At 65.1% G+C, this 21,789-nt stretch carries 22 protein-coding genes; 11 read left to right on the top strand and 11 right to left on the bottom strand.

Going from position 1 to position 21,789, the window contains the following annotated elements:
* On the bottom strand, positions 1-1,000 hold a 1,000-nt coding region (locus ACK4OE_RS10005; protein ID WP_409884665.1), incomplete at its 3' end, for a 1-aminocyclopropane-1-carboxylate deaminase.
* 162 nt (positions 1,001-1,162) lie between these two features.
* On the opposite strand from ACK4OE_RS10005, the gene ACK4OE_RS10000 reads away from it, so the two are divergent.
* Positions 1,163-1,678: an Lrp/AsnC family transcriptional regulator gene (locus tag ACK4OE_RS10000; RefSeq protein ID WP_409884664.1), complete on the top strand. Its 516-nt coding sequence runs from the start codon at positions 1,163-1,165 to the stop codon at positions 1,676-1,678.
* Between the two features lie 120 nt (positions 1,679-1,798).
* On the opposite strand, the gene ACK4OE_RS09995 is transcribed toward ACK4OE_RS10000, so the two are convergent.
* The gene (locus ACK4OE_RS09995) at positions 1,799-2,989 is read right to left on the bottom strand and encodes a saccharopine dehydrogenase family protein (RefSeq protein ID WP_409884663.1); all 1,191 of its coding nucleotides are present in this window, start codon (positions 2,987-2,989) and stop codon (positions 1,799-1,801) included.
* 253 nt (positions 2,990-3,242) lie between these two features.
* On the opposite strand from ACK4OE_RS09995, the gene ACK4OE_RS09990 reads away from it, so the two are divergent.
* From ACK4OE_RS09990 to ACK4OE_RS09975, 4 genes are all read left to right on the top strand, one after another.
* A complete protein-coding gene (locus tag ACK4OE_RS09990) occupies positions 3,243-3,749 on the top strand; it encodes a YiaA/YiaB family inner membrane protein (protein ID WP_409884662.1) in 507 nt (168 codons plus the stop codon).
* 118 nt (positions 3,750-3,867) lie between these two features.
* Positions 3,868-4,347: a hypothetical protein gene (locus ACK4OE_RS09985; protein ID WP_409884661.1), complete on the top strand. Its 480-nt coding sequence runs from the start codon at positions 3,868-3,870 to the stop codon at positions 4,345-4,347.
* Between the two features lie 11 nt (positions 4,348-4,358).
* Positions 4,359-5,234 (top strand): DUF2145 domain-containing protein, encoded by an 876-nt coding sequence (locus ACK4OE_RS09980; protein ID WP_409884660.1) that lies wholly within the window; start codon positions 4,359-4,361, stop codon positions 5,232-5,234.
* A gap of 145 nt (positions 5,235-5,379) precedes the next feature.
* Positions 5,380-6,435 carry a serine endopeptidase gene (locus tag ACK4OE_RS09975; protein ID WP_409884659.1) on the top strand — a complete coding sequence of 352 codons (1,056 nt, stop codon included), beginning with the start codon at positions 5,380-5,382 and terminating at the stop codon, positions 6,433-6,435.
* Between the two features lie 52 nt (positions 6,436-6,487).
* On the opposite strand, the gene ACK4OE_RS09970 is transcribed toward ACK4OE_RS09975, so the two are convergent.
* Positions 6,488-7,888 (bottom strand): diguanylate cyclase, encoded by a 1,401-nt coding sequence (locus ACK4OE_RS09970; RefSeq protein ID WP_409884658.1) that lies wholly within the window; start codon positions 7,886-7,888, stop codon positions 6,488-6,490.
* Between the two features lie 154 nt (positions 7,889-8,042).
* Positions 8,043-8,612, bottom strand: coding sequence for a hypothetical protein (locus tag ACK4OE_RS09965; RefSeq protein WP_409884657.1), 570 nt, complete (start codon positions 8,610-8,612; stop codon positions 8,043-8,045).
* A gap of 455 nt (positions 8,613-9,067) precedes the next feature.
* Between ACK4OE_RS09965 and ACK4OE_RS09960 the strand changes: the two genes are divergently transcribed.
* Positions 9,068-9,430, top strand: coding sequence for a hypothetical protein (locus ACK4OE_RS09960; RefSeq protein WP_409884656.1), 363 nt, complete (start codon positions 9,068-9,070; stop codon positions 9,428-9,430).
* 6 nt (positions 9,431-9,436) lie between these two features.
* Here ACK4OE_RS09960 and ACK4OE_RS09955 read toward each other — a convergent pair whose 3' ends face one another.
* Together ACK4OE_RS09955 and tgt are read right to left on the bottom strand one after the other, a co-directional pair.
* Positions 9,437-10,288 carry a YiiX/YebB-like N1pC/P60 family cysteine hydrolase gene (locus ACK4OE_RS09955; RefSeq protein WP_409884655.1) on the bottom strand — a complete coding sequence of 284 codons (852 nt, stop codon included), beginning with the start codon at positions 10,286-10,288 and terminating at the stop codon, positions 9,437-9,439.
* 26 nt (positions 10,289-10,314) lie between these two features.
* Positions 10,315-11,487, bottom strand: coding sequence for a tRNA guanosine(34) transglycosylase Tgt (gene tgt / locus ACK4OE_RS09950; RefSeq protein ID WP_409884654.1), 1,173 nt, complete (start codon positions 11,485-11,487; stop codon positions 10,315-10,317).
* 118 nt (positions 11,488-11,605) lie between these two features.
* Here tgt and ACK4OE_RS09945 point away from each other — a divergent pair, with 118 nt between their 5' ends.
* The gene (locus ACK4OE_RS09945) at positions 11,606-12,085 is read left to right on the top strand and encodes a universal stress protein (RefSeq protein WP_409884653.1); all 480 of its coding nucleotides are present in this window, start codon (positions 11,606-11,608) and stop codon (positions 12,083-12,085) included.
* An 87-nt stretch (positions 12,086-12,172) separates the two neighbouring features.
* On the opposite strand, the gene ACK4OE_RS09940 is transcribed toward ACK4OE_RS09945, so the two are convergent.
* From ACK4OE_RS09940 to ACK4OE_RS09925, 4 genes are all read right to left on the bottom strand, one after another.
* A complete protein-coding gene (locus tag ACK4OE_RS09940) occupies positions 12,173-12,562 on the bottom strand; it encodes a hypothetical protein (RefSeq protein ID WP_409884652.1) in 390 nt (129 codons plus the stop codon).
* A 300-nt stretch (positions 12,563-12,862) separates the two neighbouring features.
* Positions 12,863-14,047, bottom strand: a complete 1,185-nt coding sequence (locus ACK4OE_RS09935) for a phospholipase A (RefSeq protein WP_409884651.1) — start codon at positions 14,045-14,047, stop codon at positions 12,863-12,865.
* A complete protein-coding gene (locus tag ACK4OE_RS09930) occupies positions 14,044-14,277 on the bottom strand; it encodes a hypothetical protein (protein WP_409884650.1) in 234 nt (77 codons plus the stop codon). Before ACK4OE_RS09930 ends, ACK4OE_RS09935 begins: the two co-directional genes overlap by 4 nt.
* 315 nt (positions 14,278-14,592) lie before the next feature.
* Positions 14,593-16,692 (bottom strand): ATP-dependent helicase, encoded by a 2,100-nt coding sequence (locus ACK4OE_RS09925; protein ID WP_409884649.1) that lies wholly within the window; start codon positions 16,690-16,692, stop codon positions 14,593-14,595.
* A gap of 308 nt (positions 16,693-17,000) precedes the next feature.
* Between ACK4OE_RS09925 and ACK4OE_RS09920 the strand changes: the two genes are divergently transcribed.
* From ACK4OE_RS09920 to ACK4OE_RS09905, 4 genes are all read left to right on the top strand, one after another.
* Positions 17,001-18,245 carry an ABC transporter substrate-binding protein gene (locus ACK4OE_RS09920; protein ID WP_409884648.1) on the top strand — a complete coding sequence of 415 codons (1,245 nt, stop codon included), beginning with the start codon at positions 17,001-17,003 and terminating at the stop codon, positions 18,243-18,245.
* 135 nt (positions 18,246-18,380) lie between these two features.
* Positions 18,381-19,334: an AEC family transporter gene (locus tag ACK4OE_RS09915; RefSeq protein WP_409884647.1), complete on the top strand. Its 954-nt coding sequence runs from the start codon at positions 18,381-18,383 to the stop codon at positions 19,332-19,334.
* Between the two features lie 190 nt (positions 19,335-19,524).
* Complete coding sequence (locus tag ACK4OE_RS09910) at positions 19,525-19,935, top strand: DUF2141 domain-containing protein (protein ID WP_409884646.1); 411 nt, start codon at positions 19,525-19,527, stop codon at positions 19,933-19,935.
* 18 nt (positions 19,936-19,953) lie between these two features.
* Positions 19,954-21,465 carry a carotenoid oxygenase family protein gene (locus ACK4OE_RS09905; protein WP_409884645.1) on the top strand — a complete coding sequence of 504 codons (1,512 nt, stop codon included), beginning with the start codon at positions 19,954-19,956 and terminating at the stop codon, positions 21,463-21,465.
* Here the strand turns inward: ACK4OE_RS09905 and ACK4OE_RS09900 are convergent, their stop codons facing one another.
* Complete coding sequence (locus ACK4OE_RS09900; protein WP_409884644.1) at positions 21,466-21,741, bottom strand: cupin; 276 nt, start codon at positions 21,739-21,741, stop codon at positions 21,466-21,468.
* Between the last annotated feature and the right edge of the window lie 48 nt (positions 21,742-21,789).

Genomic DNA, 21,789 nt, shown 5'->3' with positions numbered 1-21,789 from the left:
GAAAGCCGTAGGCGTTCAACGCCGGCACCCCTCCCAGGTGCGCGTACAACACGCGGGAGCCTTCGGGGAACTCGCCCTTGCGCACCATGTCGATCATGCCGTGCATGGATTTGCCTTCGTACACCGGGTCGGTCAGCATGCCCTCCTGGCGGGCGCACAGGCGTATGGCTTCGAGCGTGCCTTCGTTGGGCAGGCCGTACTCGGGCCCGCCATAGCGCGTGTCCAGCACCACGTCCTCGGCGGTGATCTCCTGGCCCAGCTCCACGAGCTTGGCCGTGTTCTGTGCGATGCGAAGCACTTGCGCGTGCGTCTTTTCCGGTTTGGCCGATGCGTCGATGCCGATCACCTTGCGCGCGCGGCCGTCGGCCGCAAAACCCACAACCATGCCAGCCTGCGTGCTGCCGGTCACTGAGCAGACCACGATGTAGTCAAACTGAAAGTCCAGTTCTTTTTCTTGCTGGCGGACCTCTTCGGCGAAGCCGACAAAGCCCAGGCCGCCATACGGATGCTCGGAGCAGCCCGCCGGGATGGGGAAGGGCTTGCCACCCGCCTTCTTCACATCGTCCATGGCCTGCTCCCAGCTGGGGCGGATGCCGATGTCAAAACCCGCAGCGTCCAGGCGCACATCGGCGCCCATGATGCGGCTCATCTCGATGTTGCCCACGCGGTCGTACACCGCGTCGGAATAATTGACCCAGTTCTCCTGCACCAGCACGCACTTGAGCCCCAAGTGCGCGGCCACGGCGGCCACCTGGCGCGTCTGGTTGGACTGGATGCCGCCAATCGACACCAGCGTGTCGTAGCCGCCGGCAATCGCCTCGGGGATGAGGTATTCCAGCTTGCGCGTCTTGTTACCGCCAAACGCGAGGCCCGAGTTGCAGTCTTCGCGCTTGGCGTACAGGTGCACCTTGCCGCCCAGATGGGCCGACAGACGCGGTAGCGCCGTGATGGGCGACGGGCCAAAGGTGAGTGGGTGGCGGGGAAATTTCTGCAGATTCATGGATGTGTTCCGGTCGATGGAAAGGCGGTGGGTGCAAGGGTGCTTGCAGTGCCTTCATCGTAGAAAAACACGCGCATCAAGTGGTTGCGAATTTCGCTTTGATTTCAGAGTTTTTTGTTCTTGAATCAGAATTGAGGCAATCAAAATTTCTTGAAGTAAGAAATGTGCGCAACAAAAGTTCGTGCCAAGAATGTGCCGCAGCCCGATGTGTCTGCCGAGCTGGACCGCACCGACAAAACCATCCTGCGCCAGCTGCAGCGCGATGCGTCGTTATCCAACGTCGCGCTGGCAGAGAAGGTGCACCTGAGCGCACCCGCCTGCCTGCGCCGGGTGGAGCGCCTGCGGCGGCTGGGGCTTATCGATGGGGTGGTGGCGCTGCTCAACCCCAAGGCGGTAGGGGCTGGAATGCTGGTGATGATCGGCGTGGTGCTGGACCGTTCCACGCCCGAGTCATTTGCCGAGTTTGAAAAAGCGGCCGTCAAAATCTCGGGCTGCATGGAATGCCATGTGGTCACCGGCGAGTTCGATTACTTCATGCTGGTGCGCACCCGAGACAGCGAGAGCTTTAACCGCCTGCACGCAGAGCAGCTGATTTACCTGCCGGGCGTGCGGCAGGTGCGGTCGTTCATGGTGCTGCGCAACGTCTTATCGACCACCGAACTGCCGCTGGCCGTGTAGTGGGCTGCATTGCTATTGAAAAAGTAGCTGGTAGCGCTTGATAGGTATGGATTATCAATAGATTTTCATCTGAAAGTACCGTAGATAGAGCGCAAGCAGCTACTGTTTTTGAAGCAAGCCTCAAGCCTGCGTTTCGACCTCAAAGCTCAGCCCCGCATTCGCCTGCAGCCGCGCAATCAGCTTCTCGCCCATCGCGGGTGCCGTCGTCCAGATACCGCCGGGCGTTTCACTCGCGTCCTGCAGCAGACACACCGCGGCTTCGGTGATCATCTTGGAGGTGGAGCCGTAGCCCGGGTCGCGGTCACCCTTCACGCCCACGCGCAAGTTGTTGCCTGCATCGTCGGTACCCAGGAACAGCACATCGTAGAACCCGTTCTCACGCTCCTCGCGCGACGGGCCTTCGCCGGGTTTGGGGCCTTTGTCCGAGCCCAGCGACTTGTCGCCCGCCACCGCGTTGGCGATGGCTTCGCCCTTTTCACCGGGGCCGGTGATCAGCATCTCGTCGTACACAAAATCGGTGCCGTACGCGTGCTGCAGCAAGAAGTTGGAACGGTGCACGTTGCGGGTGTTTATGGCGGCCATCACGAACGGCGCGACCCAAATTCCATCGCCCAGGGCTTCGTCCACCATGGGCTTGTGGCCCGTGGGCTGGCGCGGTCCCTCGAAGCCGGGGGTCAGAGAGAAGGGGTTCTTCAGCAGGTCCAGCACGGCGGGATTGCTGGCGGCTGCGGCCATGGTGGCTTTCAGGCTGGCGGCGGTGCCGCCGGAGAAGGTGCCCTTCATCTTGCGAACGCGGCCGCGCACACGGCTTGCGGGGTGGCCGAAGCGGGTTTTCATTTCGTTTTGCAACAGGTACACGCCCAGGTCAAACGGAATGGAGTCGAACCCGCACGAGAACACGATGCGTGCGCCACTGGCCTTGGCCGTGGCTTCGTGGGCGTCGATCATGTGGCGCATCCAGGCGGGCTCGCCGCACAGGTCCACATAGTCCACACCGGACTTGGCGCAGGCGGCCACCAGTTCGTTGCCGTAAAGCTGGTAGGGGCCTACGGTGGTCAGCACCAGGCGGGTCTGCTCCATCAGCGTTTGCAGGCTGGCGGGTGTGCTGGTGTCGGTCACGACCAGCGGGGTGTCTGCCGGTGCGCCCAGTTCGTCGCGCACGGCGGCCAGTTTGTCGGCATTGCGCCCGCCCATGGCCCAGCGCAGGCCGCTGCCAGCGGGATAGCGCTTGAGCAGGTATTCGACCACCAAGCGGCCTGTAAAGCCGGTGGCGCCGTGGACGACGAGGTCAAAAGGTTTGGTGGTGGTCATGGTGTGGGTGTCTCCGTTTTGTGGTGCAACTGGTGTCGTGGCCGGGATTGTGGGAGACAAGCGCAGCACCGCCTGTCACCCATGTTCTGGGCATTTTGGAGCGAATAAAGGTGCTGCATTCGCAAAAAGTATCGCCATTCGATACCTGACGGCCGGTGCAGGGCCACTGCAGTATCTGGACGCAGACGCCAGCGCGGCGCTCCGTCACCATTCGCTCCGTGTTCAACCAAGGCCCCTGTGGCCAACCCACTGTATGTCTACTACCTCTCCCCTCATCGTTCAGCGTGACACCCGTGCCTGGCAGTTGCAGGTGTGGGTCTCGTTCGGTATCGCTGTGTTTCTGTGTGCCGTGGGGCTGGCCTGGTTGCCCGGTCAGCAGCTGGAGCAGGCGTTCATGGTGATGGGGTATGTGTTCTGTCTGTCTGCCGCATTTGTGCTGGCCAAGTTTGTGCGGGACAACGAAAGCGCCACGCGCCGCGGCGCCGGGGACACGCCGATGTGGAAGCTGGTGGTGTGGGGCGGGTTCACCGTGGCCATGGGCCTGACGGGCTGGGGCCTGCTGGGCATGGACATCAACGTGACGTACAAGGCTTTTCTGGGGGTGAGCTGGTTGTACCTGATCACCACCGCATTCACCCTGGCCAAGATGCTTCGCGACCGCCACGAGGCCGATTTGGCTGAGGCCCGCCTTCAGGGCCGCCGCGAAGCGGCTGCCTCTGCGTCTACCAACTCTGCAACGTCTGGTAACAACGCGAACTGAGATCATCGCGCCGCAGCACCTGGCCTGGGCGATGCTCCGGGGCGGGTCTGAACCGAGTCAATGCCCTGCCGCCCATTGCTGTGCGGCAGGGACCCAAAAATGAATGAGGAGTGAAACTATGTCGCAATCCAATGTAAGCAACCGGAGCCTGAACTCCACCCTGGCGCGATGGCTGCTGGCCGCTGGCCTGCTGTGTGCCGTTGTGGTGTTGCCAGCGCGTGCGCAAAGTGAAGCGTCGGCGGCGCTGTCGATGTTGCCTGTCGCGTCGGTGGTGGGCACTGCTTCGGTGGCGTCCACTGCCGCCGGTGCCGTGGTGGCCTTGCCTGCTGCGCTGTCAGTGGCAGGTGCCGTGCTTACCGTCAAGACCGTGGAGGCCTCGGCCACCGGTACGGTGTATTTGCTGGAGCGCGCATCCGATGGCGCCCAGGCCAGCGTGGAAGTTGCGGGCCGCGGCGTGGCAGCGTCGGCCTACGGCGTGGGCACGGTGGTGACTTGCAGCGTGATTGGTACCGGCGTCGTGCTGTCGGTAGCGGGTGAGGCGATTGCCTTCATCCCCAACGCCATGGGCCGTGCGCTGCTGCACAACGAACGCCTGTGAGGGTGCACACCATGGCCACCCATACACACCTGCCGACACCGCGCAATGGCGCGCCCACCACGCGCCGACTGGCGACCACGCCCCTGGTCTGGGGCATTGCCCTCGTCGCGGGCGCGGCGCTGTTCACCGCGACCCAGGCATACGCTGGCCGGTCGTGCGAACCCCGCAAGACCACACCCCAAGTGGTGGAGCGCGGCATGAAGCTGGCAGAGCAGACCGCCGCCGCGCTGGATGCCGAACACGCACGCTCGGGCACCCGCGTGGTGGTGCTGGCCCGGGCGGGGCAGGACCTGAGCAAATACGGCCTGCGCTACTCGCACCTGGGCTGGGCCTACAAAACCACCGAGGGGCCCTGGCGCGTTGCGCACAAGCTCAACGAATGCGGCACTGCGGTGGGCCACCTCTACCGCCAGGGGCTGGGCGAGTTCTTCTTGGACGATCTGTGGCGCTATGAGGCCGTCTATGCCGTGCCCACCCCCGACGTGCAGCAACGCCTGCTGGCCGTGCTGCAGGACACTGGCCGCACCCGCACGCTGCAGCAACCCGCCTACAGCATGGTCAGCTACGTGTGGGGCCGCAAGTATCAGCAGTCCAACCAGTGGGCGCTGGAGACACTGGCCGTGGCCATGGAGCCCGCCACCGTGTCGACACGCGACCAGGCGCAGGCGTGGCTGCAGTTCAAGGGCTACACGCCCACCACGCTCAAGCTTGGCCCGCTCACGCGCATGGGGGGCCGCGTCGGGTCAGCCAACATTGCGTTTGACGACCACCCCAGCGACAAGCGCTTTTCAGACCGCATCGAGACCGTCACTGTCGATTCGGTGCTGGCCTGGCTGCAGCGCGCGCAGCTGGCAGCGCCGCCGGTGGTGTTGACCCTGAAAAATTGAATAAAAACGGGCTCTGGCGATTGATGAATAAGCGCTAGCAGCTATAAAAAATGAAGCGTTTGCGATTGCCGCCACATCGTTTGTCGATGGGGCGCGGCGCAGCAATGGCGACCCTGTTGATCGATCCCTCTGAGAGGAGAAGACCGTGAGCAAATCACTGCGTTTGTCTGAAAAATGGTTTCGGCGTGGCCTGTGGCTGGTGGCCTTTGTGTTCGCCAGCTTCCTGATTGGGCTGGGGGGCACCATTGTGGGAGACCTGCCCAAGGTGGAAAGCCAGCTGCAGTTGGACGACTTTTTGGACAAGCAGGCCGCACAAACCCTGCGCAAGCAGGTGCGCGACGCGCGCGATGCCGAGCAGGAGGCGCAGACCGCGCTGGAGCAGGCCCAGCTGCAGCGCAGCAAGGCCCAAAGCGAAAGCCGCACCGCGCGCGACAGCTTCAACAGCTGGCTGGCCGCCCGCAGCGCCACCCAGCGCGCTGACCAGGACCCGGAAGTGCTCTCACGCACCCAAGGCCTGGACGCGCTGCGCATCAACGAGCGCAAAACCCAGCAGGCGGTGGAGCAGCAGCAGCAGGCGGCACTCGATGCGCGCCAGGCCGCCGCCGCAGCAGCAAACCGCTTGAGCGAGCTGGAAGCCGACGGCTATGAGCGGATGCGCATCGAGCAGCGCAAGGTTGAGCTGCGTGTGTTTCTGTACCGCCTGGCCCTGACGCTGCCGCTTCTGGCCATTGCGGGCTGGCTGTTTGTCAAAAAGCGCAAGGGCACCTACTGGCCGTTTGTGTGGGGCTTTATCTTCTTTGCACTGTTCGCGTTTTTTGTGGAACTGGTGCCCTACCTGCCCAGCTACGGCGGCTACGTGCGCTATGTGGTGGGCATTGCCGTGACGGCCGTGGTGGGCCGCTACGCCATCCTGGCGCTCAACCGCTACCTGGAACGCCAGAAGCTGGCCGAAACCCTGCCCGACCAGGAGCGCCGCAAGGACCTGAGCTACGACGTCGCCCTGGCGCGCCTGGCCAAAAGCGTCTGCCCCGGCTGCGAGCGCCCGGTGGACCTGAAGAACGAGAAGATCGACTTCTGCCCCCACTGCGGCATTGGCCTGTTTGACCACTGCGGACAATGCAGCACGCGCAAGAGCGCGTTTGCCAAGTTCTGCCATGCGTGCGGCACCAGTGCCGGGGTGCGGCTGGCGCGGGACGAGTAAGAGGAAGAGAGCGCGTTACGCCGTAAGCGGAGGGCGAGTTCAGCCGGGGGACTCAGGCCGGCGCCACCCGGTTGCGCCCTTCGGTCTTGGCGCGGTACAGCGAGGCGTCGGCGGCCATCAGCAGGGTGTCGATGTCCGCATCACCGCTCATGGAGGCGCTGTGCACCATGCCGATGCTGACCGTGGCGTGCAGCCTTTGCCCACCCGGTGCCACTTCGAACGGGTGTTGCGCCACTGCGCTGCGCAGGCGTTCGGCAATGGCCTGTGCCTCGGCATGTGACACCTCGGGCAGCACCACGGCAAACTCCTCGCCGCCCATGCGGCCCAGTGCGTCCTGCGCTCGCAGGGCGGTAGCCATGGCCTGGGTGATGCCGATGAGCAATTGGTCTCCAGCGCTGTGCCCGTGCTGGTCGTTGACCTGCTTGAAATGGTCGATGTCCAGCATCAGCACCGCCACGCCCGCGGTTTCGCGTCCGTAGCGGGTAAGCAGGCGCTGGCCCTGGCGCATGAAGGCGCGGCGGGCTAGAACGCCGGTCAGTTCATCGTGGCGCACGGCGTGGTCCAGACGGCGCAGGGTTTCCGCGCGCGCGGCGCTGGCGCAGGCCACGGCCAGGGGCCCCAGCGCCAGCAGCGTTACGCCCACCCGCAGCGAGAACACATCGCCCGCGTGCGCCGGGGTGAAATTGAGCACGCCCATCGCCACGCCCGCCATCGTCCACAGGCACACCACCAGCGACAGCAGGCTGGCCACAAAGGTGCTGTAGCTCAATGCACACCACAGAAGGCCCGGCACCGCAAAAGCCAGCACGCCCGGCCCGCCGACCAGCCCCCGGATGCCTTCGGCCATCAGCAGCGATCCGACCGGCGCCACACGCCAGAACAGTGGTGCGCCGCGTACCGGCGAAGGCGGGTCGTCATCGCGCGGTGCCGCCAGCACCACGGGCACGATCAGCATGTAATTCATCAGCTCGGTGCTGAACCACAGCGAAAGCAGGTCGGTCCATGGCGAATTGAAGTACACAGGCGCCGCGCCGCTGCCCGCCAGCGCACCGGCAGCGCTGGCCGCCAAGGCGGCGAGCAGCAGGTACATGGCCGACACCGTGCGCCGCAGGCGCAGCACCGGCTCGCTCAACCGGCGCAGCACCAGCCAGCCCACTGTCACGCTCAGCAGGTTGGCGCCGTTGAGCCACAGCGCCATGCCCAGTGAGCTGCCGGTCAGCAGGTCGGCCGCCACATAGGCGATGGCCGCCGAGCCCCAGGCTGCCGGGCGTGCAATGGCGGGGTAGCGCACCAGCACCCCCAGTAACAGGGCGTTAGCGGGCCAGAACGCCGACAGAAAGCCGATGGGCCGCGCAAAAATGCCGACGAGGCAGGCCGCAAAGACCAGCAACCCCAGACCCAACCACAGCCAGGACCGGGGCAGCGACCGAGGGAGCGCAAAGGAGGGGGTCATGGTGCGGGACGGGGGCGGCGAAGTTGCTCGCGATTGTCATCGCGCTCGCCGATTCACGGCGAATGGGCTTTGCATATAAATACATTTATTGACAAATTCCCAAGGCCGTGTTGTGCGGGCCCGTCAGGTTGCCTGTCCACGGCAGCGACGACGATCACAGAAGGGGCAGCGGCCCCGGTGGCGTTGTTGCACAGTGCGCTCTGCGCAACTGCCACCACCGCTTCCATTGCCGCTTGGCCACCTGGGCCATGCGCCACGCCCAGGACGCGCGTGCTCTCACCAGCACCCCGGTCTTCAGGCGCATCCAGTGCGCGGGGGCCCAGGCAAACCAGCGCAGTTGCATCAGCGCCGGGTGCGTTAGCGAAAACAGGCGGGCCACCACTGCAGTGCCAATGACTTTGGCAAGCAGAATGACCAGCACGCCCAGCGCCAGATGCCCGCGCGCCATGGCCCAGAGCGCCAGCAGTTTGACGGGTAGCAACAAGGCGGTGGGCAGCAAAAAAACGGCCACGGCGCCCCAAGGCGGGAGCTGGCGCACGCAGCCTTCCACCCATCGCAGGCCCGGCCAGCGGCCGATGCGTGCCAGCAGCCGCTGCAGCGGCACCCAGCCCCATTCCTCGAACAAGATGAGCAAGGCGAGCAGCCCGCTGCCTACGCCGGTAAGTAAGCGCCAGAACCGGCGCGGCAACTGGGTCAGCAGGTTTTGAAAGATTTTGCTCTCCACCGCAGGTAGATAAACTCCGAGTAGCTATTGAATTGATAGTAAGTCAAGTGGAGAGGTCCGAACACTCGTAGCCCCCGCTCGCGCTGCCAGCATACAGCTGCATGCGGGTGCCGTTGCCCAAGGCGCTTCGCCGTCTGCGGGTCCAAGATCTCTTGGGTGCCAAGGGCATGAGGGGTGCAGAAGGGGTGCGACATGGCGCGTACGTGCTTTAAAGCATTGGCCGCCCATGCAACGACGCTCCGAAGTATTCGGCCGTGATACCCGAGGTGTCGCGCGGCGCTACCGGCCTTGAAATCCTGCGTGCGCGCCGCGCAACGCCGGAACCATCGGCGCCACAAGCATGTGCTTGGGTCATTAGGAGCCTTATGGGCTTGTCGTTTTCCTCACCAACGGCTCATCGTGCCGTTGCGGGCGTGTTTCTTTGCTCTGCCATTGCGGCCCTCAGCGGGTGTTACGTGGCGCCCCTGTATCCCGTGCCTGCGCCGGTGGTGGTGCAGGCACCCGTACCCCCATCGGCTGTCACCCTGGCGGTGCGCCTCTATCCGGCCAATGACCAGGCCACATCGCTGGGCTTGGTGCATGCGGTGGTGACCAACGATCTGCACGGTCGGGGCACCTTCCAGGCGACGATCCAGGGCGAGAATTTTGTCGGTGAAGCGACGCGCAAGGCGGGCTCATCGCGCGAGGGGCTGGCCAGCGGCACGGGCACACGGGGAGGCTACCTGTCATGCCAGTACTCGATGAACTCGTCCACTCTGGGTATGGGGTCGTGCCGCCTTTCAAACGGCGCGTTGTTCACGATGCATGTGGGCGGCTGATGTGGATCACGGGGTGGGTTGCCCGGCGGCTGCTACATCGGTCTCCAGGTAGCCCCCCTTGAGGTGTCCCACGTACTGCAGCGCCTGCTTGATCTGCACCGACGGTACATCGCCTTCGCGCATGTGCAGCAGATCGGCAGGGGTGACCAGCAGCGCCGAGGCGTCGGTCAGCGGCAGGTTGGCAGCCCGGTAGGCCTCCAGCACCAGCTGCGAGCAAAAGAAGCGGTCGTTGCGTGCAGCGCCAAGCTGGACGGCCGCGATTCCGCGGATGCAGGCGTCGCGCAAGACACCCGGCACCAGCGGCAGCTCGCAGTATTGGCGTTGCAACGTGAACGGCGCTTGCAGCACGATGCCCGTGGTGTTGTACTTTTTGCCGTTCTGGGCCTGTGCAAAAGCCAGCATGGCTTCGGTGTGCGCATCGGTCATGCCAGGGTGGCGGAATGCGACGATGGTGGCTTCGTCGGCCATGAATTCGGCGGTGCTGCGCGTGCGGATGCCTGAGCCCACGGCTTCGATAATGCGGTCGTCACCCAGATAAAGTGCCGCATGGCTCACCGGCGATACCGTGAAGATGCGGATGCCGAGCGAGTTGATGCCATGGGTGGCTGACAGGACAATGTCGCCAGCGCGCAAGTCCTCCCCGACGATGGTCCGTCCTCCGTTGATGGGCGTGAGCAGCAAGCGGTTTTGCAACTGAAGTGTTGGCACGCCGCTGTCTGGATGGCGGTCGATGCGCGTAGCGCAGCCGCCCAGCCCCATACCTATTACCAGCCCTATGACGAGGAGTGCACACAGCCCGCCCCAGGCGCTGCGACGGGAGTGTGGCGCGAAACCCGCGAATTTGGTGAGTCTGGACATGCGAGGCTTTCGGAGGGGCGTACGGCTCAGACGCCCCGCGCCCGCTCGGACTTGAAGCGTGCGCGGAACTGGGCGAATTCGCCCGCGTCCAGCGATTCGCGCACCTCGCGCATCAGGTTCAGGTAGTAGTGCAGGTTGTGCACGGTGGTGAGCATGGGGCCCAGCATCTCGCCGCAGCGGTCCAGGTGGTGCAGGTAGGCGCGGCTGAAGCCCTCGCGGCCGCCGTCGTCCCACGAGACCCCCGAGTTGCCCGCGCAGGCGTAGCAGGTGCAGCTGGTATCCAGGGGCTGGTGGTCGGTCTTGTGGCGCGCATTGCGGATCTTGAGGTCGCCAAAGCGGGTGAACAGGGTGCCGTTGCGCGCGTTGCGGGTGGGCATCACGCAGTCGAACATGTCCACGCCATCGGCCACGCCCTGCACCAGATCCTCGGGCGTGCCCACGCCCATGAGGTAGCGCGGCTTGTGGGCGGGGAGGCGGTGGGGCGTGTGCGCCATGATGCTGAGCATCTCGTCCTTGGGCTCGCCCACGCTCACGCCGCCAATGGCGTAGCCGGGGAAATCCATCTCCACCAGCGCATCGAGCGACTCCTGGCGCAGGCTTTCGAACATGCCGCCCTGCACGATGCCGAACAGGGCGTTGGGGTTCTGAAGACGCTCAAACTCGGCTTTGGACCGCACCGCCCAGCGGCGGCTCATCTCCATGGATTTGCGCGCTTCGGCTTCGGTGGTCAGATGCCCCTTGGTCTCGTACGGCGTGCACTCGTCGAGCTGCATCACGATGTCACTGTTGAGCGTGGTCTGGATCTGCATGCTCACCTCGGGCGACATGAAGAGCTTGTCGCCGTTGACGGGGCTGGCAAAGGTCACGCCTTCTTCGGTGATCTTGCGCATGGCGCCCAGGCTCCACACCTGAAAGCCGCCCGAGTCGGTGAGGATGGGCTTGTCCCACTTTTCAAAGCCATGCAGGCCGCCAAAGCTTTGCATCACATCGAGGCCCGGGCGCATCCACAAATGGAAGGTGTTGCCCAGGATGATCTGCGCGCCCATGTCGTGCAGGCTGCGCGGCATGACGCCCTTGACGGTGCCATAGGTGCCCACGGGCATGAAGATGGGGGTTTGCACCACGCCGTGGTTGAGCGTGAGCGTGCCACGGCGTGCGTGGCTGGTGGGGTCGGTTTTGAGGAGGTCGAACTGCAGCATGATGGGGCGATTGTCCCAGACGGGCTGATATGCGCTGCCCTGACCTGGCTCAAGGGTATGGGCACGCGCTGGCACAGGGCGTCGCTACACTGGACTTCACTGACTCAAGGAGAACAACATGCTCAAGATCCTCATCGCCGTGGATGGCTCCGAACTCGCGCTGGATGGCGTACACCACGCGCTGGCACTGGTGGGCCAGGGGCTAAAGGCCTCCATCGTGCTGGCCAATGTGCAGGAGCCCGCCACGCTGTACGAACTGGTCACCACCCGCGACCCCGACCTGATCGCCGCCGCCAGCCTGGAGGCGGGCGACCACCTCATGGCATCTGCCCGGGCGTTGCTGGATGCGGCTGGGGTGGCCTATGAGACCGATGTGGGGGTGGGCGATGTGGCGCACACGCTGGTGGACATGATCGAGCGCTCGGGCTGCGACATGGTTGTCATTGGCGCCAAGGGCCAGGGCGCCATCACCAGCGCGCTGCTGGGTTCGGTGTCGCAAGAGGTGGCGCATGCCAGCCCCGTGCCGGTCACCATCGTCAAACACGCCGAGGTGCTGGAGGTGATGGACGGTGATGCGGCAGAGGACACGCAGGCCTGATCACCGGCTTTGAACGGCGCCACCAACAACAAGGGCCGCTGTGTGCGGCCCTTGTGATAGGGGTGTGAATAGCGCCAGGCGTTCGGATCAGGCCGCCTTGCGGAACGGCTCGGCCGCAGGCCGCTGCAGTTTGCCGTGCGGCAGGGTGGCCAGGCGCGAGAACATGCGGCGCACGTAGCCATTGACCCACAGGCATTTATTGAGCTCATCCACCGGCAGCGGGCCCGACACCACAACGATGTCATTGGCCATGTCCTGCGCCCCGGCAGCGCGCAGGCGGCGGCGGGTGTTGTTGGCCCACGACTGGATGCGCGTGGGGCTGCCATGCTGGTGCACTTGGCCCGTGTGCGCGTCAAACGCAATGGCTACGGTGTCCGTCTTGAGCTTGAACCGGCGTTCACCCGTGACGGCACTGGGCGTGTCGCGCATGTCGTACAGGTAGTAGCTGCCTGCCTTGAGCTGGTATTGCATGTCCATGGGGTGTTCCTCTCTGCTTGCATTTTGGAGGGGTGCACACCGGGGCAATGGCAGGGTAAACGGCGGGAAAACCGCTCTTATCAAAAGCGTGGCGCGCTGCGGGCCATGGCGTCTGGGTGCGCGTGCCATTGTGGCGGCGCTTCGGCACCATGCCGCAAAACTTGAGGACGATGTCGTAACGAGTTGTGAGTGAGTTGGTGGCTGCCGGTGGCCGGGCTTCGCGCTGCGATTGCACCGTCCACGGGCTGAAAAACTGGCGCTCCCTATGCGGAGGCGCGCAGCGCCTCAGGGGAATGAACTCTAGAAGTCCACCAGGCTCAAGCCTACGCTGAACACGGTGCGCTTGCGGTTGTAGTCGATCATGCTGTCGCCATAGCCGTTGAACAGTGCGGTGTGCAGGCGCAAATTGCTCTTGCCGCCGAAAAGCCCCGTGCCGATGGCCTGCATCCATTCCACACGCATCGACCCGCGGCCCGAGCTGGACAAGGAGCTGCGCAGGGTGGCGCTCACGGTGTTGTTCTTGTCGTAGTTCCACAGCGCCGACAACTCGCCACGGCCTACGTAGTCGCTGATGTTCGGGTTGTCGTCGCTGCCCGCGCTCTCTGGGATGCGGCGCCACAGGCGCGCGTTCACGCTCCAGCTGTTGCCCAGCTCCATGCCGGTCATCAGGTACACGCGGTTCCAGCTGCGCGACAGGGGCTTGCTCTGGCCGTTGGACTGGTGCACCAGCCCGATGCCGCTGTAGCGCCACTTCCAGCCAAACGGCAGCTCGGCCGTGGTGGGGTAGACATACATCACTTCGGGTTCATGGTCGGTGGCGCGGAAGGGGCGCGAGATCTCGGGGGTGAACAGCTGCCAGTACGACTGCTGCGTGTAGCCAAACCACACCGAGTCCTTGAGTGTGGGATGCCCTTGCGTGAGCAGCCCCTGGGCCACCTTGGTGCGCACCGACAGCTGGATGCGGTTTTCAGTCCGGCGGTAGGGTGTGGATTCTGTGGCCGAGCCGTTTTCGGCGTCGGACGTGGGCTGGCGGTTCACGTTGCTCGATGCCACCACCGACACGGTGATGGGCCGGTAGCCCCGAAAGCTGAAGGTGCCACAGTCGCTGCCCGACTCCAGCTCCCAAAAGCGCGACAGGTCGCTGTACTGCGGGTCGCGGCAGCCCTCGGTGCGGGCCACGTCGATGACGCGGGTGGCGGGCAGCGTGGTGTCCACGGGGGGCTGCACTGCGGTAGCGGCTTCGGCCGATGCCGCAGGCGCCTGCCAGGCTTGCTGGGCGGCCCATTGGTCAAAACAGGCCAGGCGGGCCTGGTTGTCGCTCGACAACGCGGTGCATCGCCGCAGTGCGCTGTCGGCCGGGGACGTGGCAGCAGGCGCCGTCTGCGCCAGCGCTGCGCCCGCGGGCGCAAAGGCAGCCAGCACCAGGGCTGCCGTGCGGTGCAGGCGGCGGGCCGAGCGGGGTGCCGCGGGAGAGGCGGCGGTCATTGCCAGCCCAACTGCTTGCGCAGCACAAACGGGATGGTGGGTGCCGAAGGCGCCGAGGGGGAGGGTAGGGCGTTGTTCCATGTTCCGCGTATTTCCTTGCCGCAACTGCCAGCCACGACCTGGCCCATCCAGGTGGCGCTGATGTTGGTACCGTTGATCGATTCTTCCAGAGTCAGCTCGCCTGCATCGACATCGCCACTGACCTGCGCCGTGGTGTTGCCGTGCTGCATGGCACCCGCACGCTCTGTGCCAGTTCAGGGTGTGGGCCCCATTGCAATACGGTGGTCGCGGTCGCAGGCGTGGTGTTGGCGCCAGGGCTTTGCAGCTCGGCACGCCACCGGCCTTGCAGGTGCTGGTGTGTCACGTCGGCCGCTGCAGGGCAAGCCGACGTGGATTTTGGGTCATTTTGGCCTCTAGCGCTTGTAGGATAAGCGCTGATAGCTATCAAAACTAAAGCGATACTGGCCGGTGCAGCATACCAAGGGGCAGATGGCGCCATCGGCGGGTGGTCTGTGGCCTGGGGATGAGGGCGCTGCATGGCGCGCTCAGGCGGTCGGCGCAGGGTTGGCTGCCGCTGCGGCGTTGGCGGCGCTGCTGGCCTGGGCCTTGGCCGCAAATTCTGCGCGCAGGGCCTTGAGCTTTTCGCGCGGGTCTTCGCGGGCGGTGGTTTTGTCCAGGCCCATCTCGGCGATGAAACGGCTCGGTTGTGCCGCCACCATCTCGCGGCCCTTCTTGCGTTTTTTGGTCCAGCTCACGGCCAGCGTGCGCTGGGCGCGGGTGATGCCCACATACATCAGGCGGCGCTCTTCCTGCAGGCGCTGCAGGGTGTCGTCGCTGATCTTGTGCTGGCGGCCTTCGTCGTCGTCGAGCTTGAAGGGCAACATGCCCTCGGTCACGCCCACCAAAATCACGTGCGGCCACTCCAGCCCCTTGCTGGCGTGCAGGGTGGACAGCGTCACCATGTCCTGGTCCTTCTCGCGCTCGGAGATGGTGGACAGCAACGCAATCGTCTGCGACACCTCCAGCAGGCTTTTGGTCTCTTTGGCCACCACGGCACCGGACGTGTCGTCGATCTGCCCACCCGCGCGCTGCGCCATCCAGTCGCAGAACTCCATCACGTTGCTCCAGCGGGCGGCGGCCACCTTCTCGCTGTCTTCCCCGTCGTACAGGTGCTGCTCGTAGCCGATTTCCTTGAGCCATTCGTTCAGAAAGGTGCGGGCGTCTTCGGCGCCATGCGTGCGGCGGGCGCTGTATTCCAGGTAATTGATGTAGCGGCCAAACTCGTGCAGGCCGTCCATGGCGCGTTTGGGCACGGCCGCCGGCAGCATGCCGTTGAACAGCGCGCCAAACATGCTCTGCTTGTGCTGCGTGGCAAACGCGCCCAGCGACGCCAGCGTGGTGTGGCCGATGCCGCGCTTGGGCGTGGTGATGGCGCGCAAGAACGCCGGGTCGTCGTCGTTGTTGATCCACAGGCGAAACCAGGCGCACAGGTCCTTGATTTCAGCGCGGTCGAAAAAGCTGGTGCCGCCCGACACCTTGTACGGGATGTTGGCCTTGCGCAGTGCTTTTTCAAACGGCTTGGCCTGGTGGTTGGCGCGGTACAGGATGGCAAAGCCCTTCCAGTCCGGCGGCGGGTTGCTGGCCGCGCGCAGGCTCTGGATGCGGGCCACGGCGCGGTCGGCCTCGTGTTCTTCGCTGTCGGCGTCCACCACGCGCACCGGTTCGCCTTCGCCCAGTTCGCTGAACAGCGTCTTGGGAAACAGCTTGGGGTTGGGTCCGATCACGTTGTTGGCCGCGCGCAGGATGGCGCTGGTGGAGCGGTAGTTCTGCTCCAGCTTGATGACCTTGAGCGCCGGGAAGTCGATGGGCAGTTTTTTGAGGTTATCGAGCGTGGCACCGCGCCAGCCATAGATGGACTGGTCATCGTCGCCCACCGCGGTGAAATGCCCGCGCTCGCCCACCAGCAGCTTCAAAAGCTCGTACTGCGTGGCGTTGGTGTCCTGGTATTCGTCGACCAGCACATGGCCGAGCAGCGCCTGCCACTTGGCACGCACCTCCGGGAAGTCGCGCAGCAGGCGCAGCGGCATGCCGATGAGGTCGTCAAAGTCCACGCTCTGGTAGGCGGACAAGCGCTCTTCATAGCGCGCCATCAGCACGGCAATGCTGCGCTCGCTGTCGTCCGCCGCCTGGGCCAGGGCCTGCTCCGAGGTCAGCCCCATGTTCTTCCACTTGCTGATCACCCACTGCCACTGGCGCGCAGTGGCCATGTCGGTGGTGCCGCCCGCCGCTTCTTTCAGGATGCCGGTCACGTCGTCGGCGTCCATGATGGAGAACTGGGGCTTCAAGCCCAGTACGGCGCCGTCCTCGCGCACCATGCGCACGCCCAGGGCGTGAAAAGTGCACACCAGTACATCCTTGGCGCGCCGCCCGATCAGTCCCTTGGCGCGCTCGCGCATTTCGGACGCCGCTTTGTTGGTAAAGGTGATGGCCGCAATGCGCTTGGGGTCCATGCCCTTTTCGATCATGTGGGCGATCTTCATGGTGATCACCCGCGTCTTGCCCGAGCCCGCCCCTGCCAACACGAGGCAGGCCCCATCGGTGTAATGAACAGCCTGAAGCTGGGCGAGATTGAGACCGGCAGACATGCAGAGGGGGGCGCGAGAGGCGGTAAGGAGGCGAGAAGGTGGGGGTGTGGGCAGGCGTACCGGGAGCCCCGAGAAGCGAAAAGCGGTGACGTCGGGGCGGGCCTGCGAAGCGCGCAATGATACCGGCCCAGTCTTGGCGACCGGCTTGCGCCTGACATTGCCCTGACGTGGAAGCCCCCCAACCGCGGCAAACCCCAGGCTCAGCCGCGTCGCTGCGGGAAACCCCGCTGGTGGCGCCGGTTGTCACACTTTGATACTGCGGACTACTGACTGCCCGTCCCAAGGGCGGCACCTGGAAACGCACCACCATGATCCCGTTTGTTTCGTTCGCTTCTGTTTTGTCTGTTTTGTCTGTTTGTCGTAGGGTGGGCTGTGCGCTCGTTGTCGGCGCTGTGGTCTTGCCTGCGCAGCTGAATGCCCAGACCGGCAGCGCCAACCCCGTGCGCATTGGCGTGGTCGGCCCGTTCACCGGGCCGTCGGCAGACTTTGGCGTGCCCATGCTCAACGGCATCAAGCTGGCGGTCGATGAGATCAACGCCGTGGGCGGCTACCTGGGGCGGCCGCTGGAGCTGGTCGTCAAGGACGACACCGCCAACCCCGACGAAGGCCGCAAGGTCAGCCAGGACCTGCTCAAGGAAAAAGTGGTCGCGGCCATCGGGTTTTGCAACACGGGCGTGGCGATGAAGGCCATCGACCTGTTCCAGGACGCCAAGACCCCGCTCATCGTGCCGTGTTCGTCCGGCACTGCGGTCACGGCCAAGTACCCGCCTGCCGACAGCTACATCTTTAGGGTGCAGGCGCGGGATGCGCTGCAGGCCCCCTTCATGGTGGACGACATCTTGAAGCGCGGCTGGGACAAGGTCGCCATCTTTGCCGACACCACCGGCTATGGCGAGGGCGGCTACAACGACGTGGTGGCCGCGCTGGCCGCCAAAAACCTCAAGCCCGTGTATGCGTCGCGCTTTGCACTGGGTGTCAAAGACCTGTCGGCCGAACTCACGGCTGCGCGCAATGCAGGCGCCAATGTGGTCTTCAGCTACACCGTCGGCCCCGAAAACGCGGTCATCGCCAACGGTAAGAAGGCCCTGGGCTGGAAGGTGCCTCAGGTGGGCGCGTGGCCGCTGTCGTTCCCCAATTTCATCGACGGCGCCAAGGACGCGGCCGAGGGCGCGCTGATGGTGCAGACCTTCATTGCCGAGCCCAGCAACGAACGTCGGGCCTCGTTCTTGTCGAGCTACACCCGCAAATACCAGGGCCGGGTGGCGGTGCCCATGGCCGCTGCCAACGCCTACGACGCCACCTATCTGCTGATGTATTCCCTGCTGGGCATCCGCGACGGCAACCTGAACGGTAAAGCCATCAAAGAGTCGCTGGAGGGCAAGATGAAGACCTACTACGGCGTGGTGTCCACCTACGAAAAACCGTTCAGTGTGGAGGACAAGGACGCCATCACCCGCAACATGCTGGTCATCGGCGCGGTCAAGAACGGTGCCATCACGTTTGCTTACCCCGAAGACGCCAAGCGCAACCTCATCATCCAGCGCAAGCAGTGAAACGGGTTTGAAGACCTTCAAAGCCTGCGATCCGCTGCGCAGTCGCCCTGTGCGATGGCTCCCGCCTGACTTTGCGCTGACCCCGCCTGCTGGCTGTGCAACGGCTTGCCCGGCGCTGCACAGACAATAGCGCCCGTGCTTTCCGTCCTTCTCATCACCTTCCCCTTCTTCGCGCTGGTGCTCTGCGGCTATCTGGCCGCCCGGCGCGGGGTGCTGCCCCAGCCCGCCATTCCGGGGCTCAACGCCTTTGTTTTGTACTTTGCGCTGCCGTGCATGCTGTACCGCTTTGGCGCCAGTACGCCCATAGCGCAGCTGCTGGACCCGGCCGTGGCGGGTGTGTATGTCGTGTGTGCGCTGATCATGGTGGGCGGCACGGTGGCGCTCACGCGCAATGCGCGCATTGGCTGGAACGACGCCGCCTTTGGCGCGCTGGTGGCGGCCTTCCCCAACACCGGCTTCATGGGGGTTCCGCTGCTGGTAGCGCTGCTGGGCGCACAGAGTGCAGGCCCCGCCATCGTGACCATCGTGGTGGACATGGTCATCACCAGCTCGTTGTGCATTGCGCTGTCGCGGCTTGATGGCGCGGGCACCCACGGCGTGGGCGTGGCGCTGCGCAATGCCTTCAAGGGCATGGCCACCAACCCCATGCCGTGGTCGATTGCACTGGGCGCACTGGCTTCTGCAATGCAGTTTCAGCTGCCCGGCCCGGTCGACAAAACCGTGGCCATGCTGGCCGATGCGGCATCGCCCGTGGCGCTGTTCACTATTGGCGCCGTGCTGGCCCGCTCGCAAATGAACCAGCACGAACAGGTGCCCGCGCGCGACTATGTGCCCGTGGCGCTGGCCAAGCTGCTGGTGCACCCGCTCTTGGTGTGGGCGGTGGGCACAGCCGCCATGGCATTGGGCGTGCCGCTCACGCCGTTTTCGCTGACAGTGCTGGTGCTGCTGGCTGCGCTGCCCAGCGCCAGCAATGTGTCGCTGCTGGCCGAAAAGTTTGGTGCCAACAACGGGCGCGTGGCGCGCATCATTCTGGTGTCCACAGCGCTGGCGTTTGTGAGCTTTTCGGCGGCGGTGGCGCTGTTGACCTGACCCCTGGCGCGCCCCCAGCGGCGCCTTGACGCCGTTGCTGCACCGGCGTGCCTCACGCGCGTGGCGGGCACCTCGCGCCGTGTTTTCTGCATTTCGTCGCAATCGCCTCGCCGTTCCATGGCGGGCTGGGCACAGTGCGTGTCGATCTGGGCGTGACCCAGCTCGTCGACCACCCACTGAAAGCCCTTTCATGAAAAACCTGATCCTTGGCCTGGCCGCGATGGCTGCCCTGGCCGCCCATGCAGCAGACCTGAGCATTGAAGTGTCCTTGCCCGCCAACAAGCAAGGCGCCGTGCTGGCGGCACTATTTGACAAAAGCGAGGGGTTCCCGCGTGGCAAGCCGCTGCAGGTTTCCTCGGCCCAGCCTAGCGACGGCAAAGCCGTGGTGCAGTTTGCGGGCCTGCCCGAAGGCGACTATGCCGTTTCGGTGTTTCTGGACGAGAACGCCAACATGAAGCTGGACGCCAACCTGTTCGGCCTGCCCACCGAGCTGTACGGCTTCAGCCGCAACGCGCGCAGCCCCGTTGGCCCGCCGCTGTTTGCCGACGCCGCGTTTCGCGTGGGCGCAGAGCCTGTCATGCAGCCCGTCGAACTCAAGTAATCCCGCAAGGAGCCCGCGATGACCCACCCCCATCCACAGCGCCGCACTGTTCTGGCTGCCCTGGGCGCCAGCATGTTGCCCACTTTGGGCCACAGCGCCGATGCGCCCCACGCCTGGCGCAGCAGCTATGCCCCGTACAACGGGCCCCTCAAAGCGCCGCTGGCCAGTGGCCCGCTGACCGTGCATGGGCGCTGGCCCGCTGCATTGCAGGGCACGCTGTACCGCATTGGCCCCGCCCGGCGTGAAATGGGCGGTGTGGCCATGAACCACTGGTTTGACGGCGACGGCATGCTGCAGGCGTTTCGTTTTGAGGGCGGTCAGGCGTCAACGCAAACACCGCCCCGCATATCCCACCGGGGCGCCCTGCTGGCCACCCCCAAGCTCACGGCCGAAGAGTCTGCTGGGCGGCTGCTGTACTCGGGTTTTGCCACCACGTTGCCCGGTTCGCCGCCGCTTAGCGGGCCCGACGACGTCAACCCCGCCAACATCAACCTGCTGGCTCTGCCCGCGCGCAAAGAGCTGTTTGCGCTGTGGGAAGCGGGCTCTGCGCTGGCGGTAGACCCCGTCACACTGCAGGCGCAGGGGTTCAAGGCCTGGTCGCCCGAGACGCGGGGCGCGCCGTTTTCGGCCCACCCGCGTGTGGCGCCGGATGGCTCGGTGTGGAATTTTGGCTACATGCCCGGCTCTGGCAAGCTGCTGGTGTACGACATTGCACCCACCGGCCAGCTGCGCCGCCAGCATGTGCTGGACGCGGTGCAGGCCGACATGGTGCATGACTTCGCCATCACCGAACGGCACCTGGTGTTCTTGCTCATGCCGCTCAAGTTCACCGGACATCCCGGCGCGGGCAGCCCGCTGCCGAACTACCGCTGGGACGACAAGGCACCGCTGGTGGTGCTGCTGGTCGACAAGGCGGACTTCAAGGTCCAGCGCTTCGAGCTGCCCGCCACCGGCCTGTTCCACCTGGCCAACGCCTGGGAGGAGGGCGGCACGGTGCAGGTGCGGTTTGTGGCGCAGCCCGACATCCTGAACACGCTGCACGACTTGAATGTGGATGGCGCGCGCAGCACCCCGCCAGCGGCGGCAACCCAGTGGGCGCACATCACGCTCACCCCGTCCACCGGGCAGGCGCGGCTGGAAACTCCGGGGCTGGCCCATGTAGAGTTTCCGCGCATTCACCCGGCGCGCAATGGTTTGCCCACGCGCTTTACCACCCTGCTGGCGCGCAGCGCGGGCATGGATGTGCAGGTACAGGGTTTTGACACGGTGATGACCCTGCAAGGGGACAAAACACCGCAGCGCCATCGGTACGGCGCGGGCTGGATTGCGGAGGAGCATGTCTATGTACCAGCCAGCCCCACGGCGCCCGAAGGCAAAGGCTGGGTGCTGGGCACCGCCTACCACTGGCCCAGCGAGCGCACCACGCTGTCCGTGTTCGATGCGCAGGCGGTCAATGCCGGGCCGCTGGCCAGCGTCACGCTGCCCTACGGCCTCCCGCTGGGCCTGCACGGGCAGTTCATTGCGGCCTGATCAGGCGGGCGTCTTGCGCCCCACCAGGTAGCTCACGCCAAACATCCCATAAAACTCGGAGTGGGGCTCCATCGCCTGAAGGTGGAACACCTCTCCCGCCTGGTACACACGCTCGGAGGTGGCGGTGGCGATGCGGATGTCGCCCGACAGGACCAGCGCCTTGGCTTCAAACGGATGTGTGTGGTCGGCCAGCATGCCACCCGCGTCGCGCGTGATGGTGACGGCGGGCTCGAAACCTTCCTGTTCGAGCAGGGTGGCGAATTGATCGGGGGTCATTGGGGTCTCCTGCGTGGGTCTGGCGCCAGTGTAGGTGCCGTGGCCGAG

Origin of the sequence: Acidovorax sp. (assembly GCF_046314175.1) — a bacterium.
Classification (GTDB): Bacteria; Pseudomonadota; Gammaproteobacteria; order Burkholderiales; family Burkholderiaceae_C; genus Acidovorax.
The sequence above is the reverse complement of the archived record's forward strand: the minus strand, read 5'-3'. Positions and strand labels throughout refer to the sequence as shown.

Bases quoted from the DNA above. Each gene is read 5' to 3' on its own strand.
- ACK4OE_RS09945 (WP_409884653.1), top strand. From the start codon at position 11,606: ATGCTCAAGATCCTCATCGCCGTGGATGGCTCCGAACTCGCGCTGGAT.
- ACK4OE_RS09905 (WP_409884645.1), top strand. From the start codon at position 19,954: ATGACCCACCCCCATCCACAGCGCCGCACTGTTCTGGCTGCCCTGGGC.
- ACK4OE_RS09930 (WP_409884650.1), bottom strand. From the start codon at position 14,277: ATGCAGCACGGCAACACCACGGCGCAGGTCAGTGGCGATGTCGATGCA.
- ACK4OE_RS09970 (WP_409884658.1), bottom strand. From the start codon at position 7,888: ATGACCCCCTCCTTTGCGCTCCCTCGGTCGCTGCCCCGGTCCTGGCTG.
- ACK4OE_RS09920 (WP_409884648.1), top strand. From the start codon at position 17,001: ATGATCCCGTTTGTTTCGTTCGCTTCTGTTTTGTCTGTTTTGTCTGTT.
- ACK4OE_RS09910 (WP_409884646.1), top strand. From the start codon at position 19,525: ATGAAAAACCTGATCCTTGGCCTGGCCGCGATGGCTGCCCTGGCCGCC.
- ACK4OE_RS09985 (WP_409884661.1), top strand. From the start codon at position 3,868: ATGTCGCAATCCAATGTAAGCAACCGGAGCCTGAACTCCACCCTGGCG.
- ACK4OE_RS09900 (WP_409884644.1), bottom strand. From the start codon at position 21,741: ATGACCCCCGATCAATTCGCCACCCTGCTCGAACAGGAAGGTTTCGAG.
- ACK4OE_RS09955 (WP_409884655.1), bottom strand. From the start codon at position 10,288: ATGTCCAGACTCACCAAATTCGCGGGTTTCGCGCCACACTCCCGTCGC.
- ACK4OE_RS09935 (WP_409884651.1), bottom strand. From the start codon at position 14,047: ATGACCGCCGCCTCTCCCGCGGCACCCCGCTCGGCCCGCCGCCTGCAC.
- ACK4OE_RS09925 (WP_409884649.1), bottom strand. From the start codon at position 16,692: ATGTCTGCCGGTCTCAATCTCGCCCAGCTTCAGGCTGTTCATTACACC.
- ACK4OE_RS09990 (WP_409884662.1), top strand. From the start codon at position 3,243: ATGTCTACTACCTCTCCCCTCATCGTTCAGCGTGACACCCGTGCCTGG.
- ACK4OE_RS09940 (WP_409884652.1), bottom strand. From the start codon at position 12,562: ATGGACATGCAATACCAGCTCAAGGCAGGCAGCTACTACCTGTACGAC.
- ACK4OE_RS09980 (WP_409884660.1), top strand. From the start codon at position 4,359: ATGGCCACCCATACACACCTGCCGACACCGCGCAATGGCGCGCCCACC.
- ACK4OE_RS10000 (WP_409884664.1), top strand. From the start codon at position 1,163: ATGTGCGCAACAAAAGTTCGTGCCAAGAATGTGCCGCAGCCCGATGTG.
- ACK4OE_RS09995 (WP_409884663.1), bottom strand. From the start codon at position 2,989: ATGACCACCACCAAACCTTTTGACCTCGTCGTCCACGGCGCCACCGGC.
- tgt (WP_409884654.1), bottom strand. From the start codon at position 11,487: ATGCTGCAGTTCGACCTCCTCAAAACCGACCCCACCAGCCACGCACGC.